This window comes from Pseudoalteromonas sp. TB51, assembly GCF_000498055.1.
GTDB classification, from domain to species: domain Bacteria; phylum Pseudomonadota; class Gammaproteobacteria; order Enterobacterales; family Alteromonadaceae; genus Pseudoalteromonas; species Pseudoalteromonas atlantica.
Genome location: NZ_AUTO01000301.1, coordinates 1 through 6,228, shown reverse-complemented (window position 1 = coordinate 6,228; position 6,228 = coordinate 1). Strand labels below are relative to the sequence as shown.

The following is a 6,228-nucleotide window of genomic DNA, read 5'->3' as shown; positions in this document are numbered from 1 at the left end:
CCAAACCAAAGTATACCCACTGCCATTGATGCCTGCGGGCGCGCACCAAACGATATAAGCGCCTATAGCAATGAGCCACACATACCAGAGCGCGGCGGTTTAAGCGCATTGACCCAAGCTGCAACACTTCGCGGCTGGCAAAAAGCCCTTGCGGTAGATGAGCACGCTGCTCTTTCGCTAAGTACTATTTTAGCCCCAGCCATAAAGCTCGCGCGCGAAGGCTTTACAGTATCTAAAAGCTTGCAAGCAGGCTGCGAAAAGCTTGCCACCGCTTCAAACACTAACGCTGCCTTTAAAGAACTTTACATACCTAATGGTAAACCGTTGCAAGCGGGCCAACATTTTAAAAACCCAAAACTTGCCAGTACCTTTGAACACTTAGCCGAGCATGGCTTAAACGCCTTTTACCAAGGCCCTTTAGCAGAGTCGTTTGCAAACGATTTAGCTGCCGCAGGCAGTGCAATTACACGCGCAGATATTGCCAATACGCAGGCCGATTTAGTAACGCCGCTTAGTGCTAATTTATCGGGCATACAGTGTTATAACTTACCCGCCCCCACGCAAGGCGTGCATTCTCTGCAAATAATTGGCGCTGTTAATAAACTAAAACATTTAGCCAAAACAGAGGCCGATTGGATGCACTTAATTGTTGAGGCAACCAAACAAAGCTTTACGCACCGCCCTACACTGTGGGCCGACCCAGACGCGCTTGGCGATGATTATAAAAACGCACTAAATGATGAGCGCTTAAATGCGCTTGCCAGCAATATAAATATGAGCCAAGCCAAGCAATGGCCATTTAATGCAGAGCCAGGCGATACCGTTTGGATGGCCGCACGGGATAAAAACGGCCAACTCGTGAGCTTTATTCAAAGTGTTTACTGGGAATTTGGCAGCGGCATTTTGATGAGCGAAGGCGGCTTTGTATGGAATAACCGCGGTTTAAGTTTTAGTTTAAATAGCAACGATGCCAATGCCTTAAAAGCGCATAAAAAACCAGCTCATACACTCAACCCTGCTTTAGCAAAATTTGACGATGGTCGGCGCCTTGCCTACGGCACCATGGGCGGCGAAGGCCAGCCNCCACAAACACAAGCTGCGGTATTTAGTGGTTACGCATGGCGTAATAAATCAATTACCCAAGCAGTCAGCGATCCGCGTTGGTTATTAGGGCGCACCTGGGGCGATACAAGCACAAATTTAAAGGTAGAGCAAAGCTTAGTAATTCAAGTTAAACATGAATTAAATCAACGTGACCACGACTGGGTAAGCGTTGATAATAACAATGAAATGATGGGTCATGCAGGTGCCATTTTAGATACGCCTACCAGCCTTGAAGCAGCCACCGATCCTCGTTCAGATGGTCGCGCAACAGTAACTACAGCAGGAACACAATGACAGAAATAATAAATCAATGGCCGATTATAGCGGCCTTAATAGCAACCGGTATTTTTGCAGGTATTTTAGCAGGCCTATTTGGTGTAGGCGGCGGCATAGTAATTGTGCCTGTGCTGTACTTTTTACTGCAAGGCTTTGGCGTAAGCCCTGAGTCGGCCATGATGATAGCCACAGCGACATCGCTTGCCACCATAGTGCCTACTTCTATTTCGTCGATTCGCTCGCACCATGCCAAGGGCAATATCGACCTTGCTTTAATTAAATACTGGGCCCCGTTTATTTTGGTAATGGCCGTGATATGTAGCTACTTAGCTCATTCTATACGCGGTAATGCGCTGGTACTTATGTTTGCCTGTATTGCCATTTTAGTAAGTTTAAACATGTTATTTAGAGCCGGCGCGCCTGCCCTAGTTAGTAAATTACCAGGTAAATTTGGCCAAGGCATTATGGCCAGTATTGTCGGTGGTTTATCGGTAATGATTGGCATAGGTGGCGGCACTATTGGCGTACCCATGCTAAACGCGTTTAACGTACGTGCTCATGTTGCCGTTGGCACCGCTGCTGTATTTGGCTTATTAATTGCGTTACCGGGCGTTATTACTTTATTAAGTATTGGTACTACACCCACCGATGCGCCGCTTGGCACGTGGGGCCTTGTAAACCTACCTGCTTTTATACTTATTATTCCGCTTACTATTTTGTTTGCCCCTATTGGCGTAAAAATTGGTAGCAAGCTAGATCAAAAACAATTAAAACGCGCCTTTGCCGTTGTATTAATGATAACGGGCATTCGTATGCTTATTCAGACTCTGGGAGCCTAAAACATGTTTAGCGACACGCAAATTCAAACTTTAAACCCGCCACAGCGATTACTCATGGGCCCAGGCCCAATAAACGCAGATCCACGCGTGCTACGTGCTATGTCGGCGCAGCTAATTGGCCAATACGACCCAGTAATGACCGGTTTTATGAACGAAACCATGGCCCGCTATCGCGAAATTTTTAAAACCAAAAACGAATGGACCATGTTAGTTGATGGTACATCGCGCGCGGGCATAGAAGCCGTTTTATGCTCTATTTTACGCCCAGGCGATAAAGTACTGGTGCCCATTATGGGGCGCTTTGGCCACTTGCTTGCTGAAATAGCCGAGCGCGTAGGCGCAAAAGTACACACCATAGAAGTTCCATGGGGCGAGGTATTTACCCCCGAACAAATAGAAAAAGCAATTGTTGATGTAAAACCCCATGTACTTGCTATGGTACAGGGCGATACCTCTACAACCATGAACCAACCGCTTGAATACATTGGTGATATTTGCCAAAAACACGACGTATTATTTTACTGCGATGCCACCGCATCAATTGTAGGTAACGATTTACCCGCCGATGAGTGGAAACTCGACGCGCTTTCGGTTGGTTTGCAAAAATGTTTAGGTGGCCCGTCTGGCTCTGCCCCTATAACACTGAGCGATAAATGCGCCGATTGGATCCAAAAACGCAAAAAAGTAGAAGCGGGTATTCGTACCGCGCAGCATACCGACGGCACCGAGCCATTTGTACGCTCAAACTACTTTGATTTAGGCATGATCATGAATTACTGGGGCGAAGAGCGCCTTAACCACCACACCGAAGCCACCAGCATGCTGTATTGCGCATCAGAATGTGCTCGCATTGTTATTGAAGAAGGCGTTGATAACTGCGTTGCCCGNCCCGCCACAAGTTACACGGCGATGCCATGCTAACGGGTATTCAAGCGATGGGCTTAAACGTATTTGGCGACTTAAACCATAAAATGAACAACGTAGTGGGTGTTTATATACCCGAGGGCATTAATGCTGACCACGTACGCGGACAAATGCTAACCGACTTTGGTATTGAAATTGGCACCTCGTTTGGGCCGCTGCATGGCAAAATTTGGCGTATTGGCACCATGGGTTACAACGCCCGTAAAGATGCCGTATTACAAACATTGGCAAGCCTAGATGCCTGCTTACACGCCAACGGCTATAAAGGCCCTAAAGGCGAAGCCGCTATTGCCGCCCTTGCCCATTATAAATAAAAAAGGATTTAGCATGACGATTGCAAGCCCCCTCCATGAGCCATTATTAAACAGTGAGCTGGCTAATAAATTTGCCGCGCGCGCGTTATTGCGCTGTAAAACGCTCAGTGGCCTATCGCAAATGCAAGGTGGCATTCACCGTGTGTATTTATCTAAAGAGCACAAAGAGTGTAACCGTGTCACTGCTGAATGGATGGCTGAGGCGGGCATGCAATCGTGGCAAGACGAAGTCGGCAATTTATGGGGGCGCTTAGCATCATCTAACCCAAACGCTAAACGTTTAATTATTGGCTCACACCTAGACACCGTACCAAACGCCGGTGCATTTGATGGTATTTTAGGGGTGTTACTAGGTATTGAAGTAGCCGCCATTGCACACACGCTTAAGCTTGATTTACCATTTCATTTAGATGTAGTGGGCTTTTGTGATGAAGAAGGCACCCGCTTTGCCACCACGTTAATTGGCTCAAAAGCACTGGCGAACGAGTTTGACCCCCAGTGGTTAAATATACAAGATACAAACGGCATTAGTATGCGCCAAGCCATGCTTGATTTTGGCCTAAACCCTGATGATTACGCTAAAGCCGCCCTTAACAAAAACGAATTACTCGGTTATTGGGAAACCCACATAGAGCAAGGCCCAGTGCTTGAATCGGTAAACCAGGCGCTAGGCGTAGTAACCGCTATTGCTGGCGCCAAACGCGCTATGATCACCCTAACAGGCCAAAGCGGCCATGCAGGCACTACGCCAATGAACTTACGCCAAGATTCGTTAGTTGGCTGCGCCGAGCTTACCCTTGCCATAGAGCAGCTAGCAAAAAACGCGAGTAATGGTGAAGTCGCCACCGTAGGGCAAATTCATGCTTGCCCAGGCGCTACAAATGTTATTGCCGGTAAAACGACTATAAGCCTAGATGCACGCGCACAAAATGATGCCGACCTAGCAGTATTACTTAATGCAATACATATCCGCGCCGATCAAATTGCAACATCGCGTAATTTAACGCTTGATTGGCAATGGACACATGCGGCCGACGCCGTAGCGTGCGACACTCAAATTCAACAATTGTTTAGCAGTGCCTGTAAATTGAATAACCAAGCCTCGCCTTCACTTGCCTCTGGCGCTGGGCACGATGCCATGGCTATTGCCCCTATTTGCCCTGTAGGCATGCTATTTATACGCAGCCCTGGCGGGATAAGCCATCACCCCGCAGAAGCTGTTATTGATGAGGATGTAACAAAAGCCCTTAGCGTAATGTACAGCGCACTCATGCTGTATGTAAAAGAGTTAGAAAAGTAACTAACGGTTATTAAGCGCAGGGTAGGTTATGTGCTGTTAGCTTAGCCCTGCGTATTAAACGAGGCTGTGGTTATTAATTAAAGCCAGTATTTAAAGTCGGAGTTTAAAACTTAATTAAGGCTTAAACCAAGCTCATTTAAACTCGCTTCAAAGCGCTGCCATTTTCTATTTATTTTACGCTTAGCCGATGAGCTCACGTAATTACTAATAGGAAAAAACTCAGTATTACCAATATCATCAACAACAACACACCGCTCAATGGTGCCGTTATTATTAACACACGCTATATTGCGTGGTTTTATTTCTTTGGTGATCACTAAATTGTGTAATAAATAATCTTTTAAATTTAATAGTGGCTCAGCTAAGGCTTCACTATTTGGCTGATTTAAATAATATTCTAGCGTTTTAGCCGGCTAATTATTTGCATCAATGTGATTACCAAGGGATTATGTCGGTCTAATTACCGAGCGACTTTGACGTAAATAGCATACCAGCCAGTTATTTAACTGGCTACAGTTTGTGCGGTTTCTTGTAACACTTGCGATCTTTCAACTCTCAGTGCGGTAGTGTTCAAGTTATTTCTAAGCCACATGCTGCGCACACCACCTGCACTAATATCAACACCAAGTGACTCAGTCAGCTTCATTGCGACTTTCTGTTGACCAAGATGTGGATGCTCAATTGAGAATTGCACAACCGCATCTTCTATCGCTTGATCTACACAATTTTTATGTCGCAGGTTTGGAGTCTCTTGACGTTTTAAAGCATCAGCCCCTCCTTGCTTAACCAGCTTTAAGTGACGGTGAATAGTATCTCGCGATACGCCACTTTGACGTGAGGCTGCACTGACACTTCCAAGCTCCTCAATTAGCGCTAATACTTCAAGCTTTTTCTGTACAGCCAAGTCTTCTGATGCAAGTTTACTTGGTTCGTTTACCTCTGATATTTTAAGCTGTCGTCCAGCGAAGTGAGCAGTAAACTCTTTCTTGCTCGTTTTTCTAATTTCTATTTTTTGATTGGCAATCGAGTATTTGAGCGGTGAATCAATCAAGTAAAATTTGTTGTCATAGCTGAAGGTATGATCATTACGTATTTTACGGTGATCTTTGATGACACAGATATCGTCTAGGTTGGTGTGTTTTGATAATGGTGTGAACTCAGAACGTTGTTTCGATTTCACTTGTATTTTAGTTTGCCAGTATTGAGGAATAAAGACATGTTTAAGGTAAGCATTAGCCCCAGCAATATCATTGATATTATTTAACCTAAGCTCCGGCACAAGTCGGTCTTGGAAGGTATCAAACGCACGCTCAACACGCCCCTTACCTTGTGGTGAATTAGCAAAAATTATTTCAATACCTAATTCTTCACAGGCGCGTTGCATTTGAGAGAAGTTGCAACGCTTTGGCCCGCCGAATATACCAGCTCTGTCTACATAAAGCGTTTTAAACACACCTTGGGTTTCAATACA

General features: G+C 45.6%; 4 protein-coding genes and 2 pseudogenes. 4 read left to right on the top strand and 2 right to left on the bottom strand.

The window, feature by feature from the left end; translation table 11 throughout:
- The 4 genes and pseudogenes from L650_RS0118115 to L650_RS0118100 form a co-directional block, all read left to right on the top strand.
- Positions 1-1,398: gamma-glutamyltransferase family protein (locus L650_RS0118115; RefSeq protein ID WP_029773976.1), on the top strand; the 1,398-nt coding region annotated here is incomplete at its 5' end.
- On the top strand, positions 1,395-2,219 hold the full coding sequence (locus tag L650_RS0118110) for a sulfite exporter TauE/SafE family protein (RefSeq protein ID WP_004587085.1): 825 nt from the start codon (positions 1,395-1,397) through the stop codon (positions 2,217-2,219). The genes L650_RS0118115 and L650_RS0118110, both read left to right, overlap by 4 nt.
- 3 nt (positions 2,220-2,222) lie before the next feature.
- A pseudogene (locus L650_RS0118105) lies at positions 2,223-3,457 on the top strand (pyridoxal-phosphate-dependent aminotransferase family protein).
- 13 nt (positions 3,458-3,470) lie between these two features.
- A complete protein-coding gene (locus L650_RS0118100; RefSeq protein WP_029773975.1) occupies positions 3,471-4,757 on the top strand; it encodes an allantoate amidohydrolase in 1,287 nt (428 codons plus the stop codon).
- Between the two features lie 110 nt (positions 4,758-4,867).
- On the opposite strand, the pseudogene L650_RS0118095 reads toward L650_RS0118100, so the two are convergent.
- Both L650_RS0118095 and L650_RS0118090 read right to left on the bottom strand, forming a co-directional pair.
- Positions 4,868-5,155, bottom strand: a pseudogene (locus L650_RS0118095) (YrbL family protein); the annotation flags it as partial.
- A gap of 104 nt (positions 5,156-5,259) precedes the next feature.
- On the bottom strand, positions 5,260-6,228 hold a 969-nt coding region (locus tag L650_RS0118090), incomplete at its 5' end, for a helix-turn-helix domain-containing protein (protein ID WP_164835541.1).